Below are 3,455 nucleotides of genomic sequence, written 5' to 3'. Positions count from 1 at the left end.
TGCGGACCCTTACGCCGCCGCGTTGATCACCCGCGTCGAAACGACACGAAAAACGAAAAGCGCCTGGATGGGTTTCAGATGCCCCATCAGGCGCCGGAAAACGTCTACGGAAATCAAAACTGCAACTCGGCTACCGTAGCACATGATCCGTCGTCGACCCCGTGGCAGTGCGCACTTCAACCCGGTGGTCTCCGCCGCCGACTGGTTCCTCGGCCGCCGCACCGGGACCGGCCTCACCGGCCGCGACCTCGGCGCAGCCCAGGTCACCGGGGCGATCGCCGGATCGGTGCTGGCCAACCTGATGTTCGACCTGGCCGCGGTCGACCTCTCCGCCAAGGACCGCCCCGCCGGCAACCTGTGGCTCGGCGAGGTCGTCGCCACCGCCGGCCTGATCCTGCTGGTCTTCGCCCTCGCCCGCTCCGGCCGCGCCCCCGTCGCGCCCGCCGCCGTCGGCGCGTACATCGGGGCCGCGTACTGGTTCACCTCGTCCACCTCGTTCGCCAACCCGGCCGTGACGATCGGCCGCGCGTTCACCGACACCTTCGCCGGCATCGCGCCCGCCTCCGTCCCCGGCTTCGTCCTTGCCCAGGCCGTCGGGCTCGCCGTGGGCATCGGTCTCCTGGCGGCGCTCTATCCCGACGCCGGGCGGGCCGCCGATCAGGTGGTGGTGCCCACCGACGACTGGGACCCGGCCCTCGACCACCGCCCATGACCAGCAAGCCCGAGCACCGGAGCGCCGACACGTCGTACCGCGGCCTGATCAACCGACCCCCGGCCGGCCGGTACCGGCTGCTCGACCACAACAGCGACCCCGACCGATCACTGCCCGCGATTCCCGACGAGGCGCCGGTGAACCGCCCTGCGACCCGCACCGCCAGAGAGGCTCCTGATGTCCGACAAGCCCAGTGTCCTGTTCGTCTGCGTACACAACGCCGGCCGCTCCCAGATGGTCGCCGGCTGGCTGCGCCACCTCGCCGGCGACACCGTCGAGGTCCGCTCCGCCGGCTCCGGGTTCTTCGGCGGCATGGGCGGCATGGGCGGCTGCGCCATGATCGGCCAGACGATGATCAACGTGAAGGCGTCCGGCGCCCGCACCCGCCTGTCGACGTTCCTGGCCGGCGTGTTCCTGCTGATCCTGGTCGTCGCGCTCGGCGACGTGGTCGCGGTGATCCCGATGGCCGCCCTGGTCGCCGTCATGATCATCGTGGCGGTGTCCACGTTCGACTGGCACTCCGTCGCCCCGGCCACACTCAAGCGCATGCCGTACGGCGAGACGATCGTCATGCTCGCCACCGTCGGCACCACCCTGGCCACCCACAACCTGGCCATCGGCGTTGTTGTCGGTGTGCTCACCGCCATGGTGATCTTCGCCCGGCGGTCGCTCACCTGGTCGAGGTGACCAGCGTGCTCGACCCCGACGGCACCACCCGCATCTACTCCGTGCACGGTGAGCTGTTCTTCGCCTCCAGCAACGACCTCGTCGGCCAGTTCGACTACGCAGGCGACCCCGAAACCGTGGTCATCGACATGACCTACGCCCACGTCTGGGACGCCTCCTCCGTCGCCGCCCTCGACGCGATCACCACCAAGTACGCCACCCGCGGCAAGACCGTCGAGATCATCGAACTGAACACACCCAGCGCCCGCATCCACGACACCCTCGCCGGCCAACTCGGCGTCGGCCACTGATGGCCACCACCAACCGGGACACCGGCCGGAGCAGCACGCCTCCGGCCCCGCCACCGACCGCCTCATGCAGATCGGCGAGGCAGCCGAACGGGTCGGACTGAGCATCCGGACCATCCGCCACTACGAGGAAGCCGGCCTGATCGTGCCCTCCGCCCGCAGCGAAGGCGGCTTCCGCCTGTACACCGAACCCGACCTCGACCGCCTCGCCGTCGTCAAACGGATGAAGCCCCTCGGCTTCACCATCGACGAGATGCGCGACCTACTCGCCGTCCTCGACGCTCTCAATACCGCCATCGGCACCGACCGCGCCGCCCTGCTCGACCGGCTTGCCATGTTCCAAATCGCCGCCACAGCCCGCGTCACTGCCCTACGCGACCAACTCGCCACGGCCGAGGGCTTCGCCAACACCCTCCGCGCCGAACTCGACCACCACGGCCACGGCGCCCCACTACCTGAACACCGCCGCCGCCTGGTCAGCGGCGGCCTGCTTGGTCCGGTCGGTGACGACTGGCACCGCATCCCCCTCGCGCGACCGGGCGGCGTCGGGCGTCGGGCGAGGCCACCGTGGCGCACTGGTGCAGGATGGGTGGAGCGCCCGGGTACTCTGACCGGTCGGGTAGCCCCGCGCGGGCGGCGGCGAAGGTCGGTGGGCATGGGCGAGCGGGACGCACTGCAAGGTCTGCTGCGGCAGTCGCACCACGCCCTGCCTGAGGACCTGCCGGGGATGGCACGGTGGGCCGCCAGGCAGCTCGGCGCCGACGACATGGTGCTCTACCTGGTCGACCACGAGCAGCGTCAGCTGCTTCCCCTGCCCGGTCCGGACGCACCGCGCCGGGACTCGCTGGCCATCGAGGGAACCCTGGCCGGCCGGGCGTTCAGCATGCTGCGTCCCGTCGGCGGGCCCGTGGACGACGGTGCGCGGTTGTGGTTGCCGCTGCTCAACGGTATGGAGCGCATGGGCGTCGCGGAGGTGGTCGCCGCAGCTGCCGTGGCCGACTCCTCGGTGGCGGCGTTCGAGGCGGTCGCCGCCCTGCTCGCCGAGCTGGTGATCACGCGGTCGCACTACAACGACACGATCGAGCGGGTCCGCCGCCGGGCGCCGATGCGTCTGGCCGCCGAGATGCTGCGCGCCCAACTTCCACCGCTTACCTTCTCCACGGGCAACGTGATCATCAGTGGGATCCTGGAGCCCTGCTACGACGTGGGTGGCGACGCCTTCGACTACGCGGTCAACGGCGACACCGCCCACCTCGCCCTGTTCGACGCCGTCGGGCACGGTTCCGGTGGCGGGATGCGCGCCGTGATGCTCGCCAGCCCGGCCCTGGCCGCGTACCGCAACGCCCGTCGGAGCGGGTTCGACCTGGTCGAGACGTACCACCACATCGACACCGCAGTGCGTGACCACGACCGGCGCGGGCTGATCACCGGGGTGCTGGCCGAACTCGACCAGCGCACCGGCCGGCTGCGGGTCATCTCCGCCGGGCACCCGGGCGGGCTGGTGCTCCGCCGAGGCAGGGTCGCCACCGTCCTGCCCACTCCCACCGCCCTGCCGGTGGCCCTCGGCGACCGGCGCCCTCCGGTGGTGGTCGAGGAGGCCCTCGAACCCGGCGACGACGTGCTCTTCTACACCGACGGCATAATCGAGGCCCGGTCGGCCGACGGGGAGCGGTTCGGCACCGAGCGGTTGGTCGACTTCACCGTCCGGGCCCTGGCTGACAGGCTGCCGCTACCAGAGACCGCCCGGCGTCTCGTCCACGCGATCCTCG

Annotated in this window: 2 protein-coding genes and 2 pseudogenes; all 4 read left to right on the top strand. The window is 71.1% G+C overall.

Features of this window, described 5'->3' with window-relative positions:
* Window positions 1-142 precede the first annotated feature (142 nt).
* Window positions 143-712, top strand: coding sequence for an aquaporin family protein (locus JNW87_RS36410; protein ID WP_236648490.1), 570 nt, complete (start codon window positions 143-145; stop codon window positions 710-712).
* Window positions 713-1,006: 294 nt separating this feature from the next.
* Window positions 1,007-1,689 (top strand): annotated as a pseudogene (locus JNW87_RS41090) (SulP family inorganic anion transporter); the annotation flags it as partial.
* A 64-nt stretch (window positions 1,690-1,753) separates the two neighbouring features.
* Window positions 1,754-2,122, top strand: a pseudogene (locus JNW87_RS36395) (MerR family transcriptional regulator); the annotation flags it as partial.
* Between the two features lie 219 nt (window positions 2,123-2,341).
* On the top strand, window positions 2,342-3,455 hold a 1,114-nt coding region (locus tag JNW87_RS41085; RefSeq protein ID WP_309234150.1), incomplete at its 3' end, for a PP2C family protein-serine/threonine phosphatase.

Source organism: Micromonospora sp. ATA51 (assembly GCF_016802855.1).
In the GTDB taxonomy this organism is placed as follows: domain Bacteria; phylum Actinomycetota; class Actinomycetes; order Mycobacteriales; family Micromonosporaceae; genus Micromonospora; species Micromonospora sicca.
This window is presented reverse-complemented; position numbering and strand designations above follow the sequence as displayed.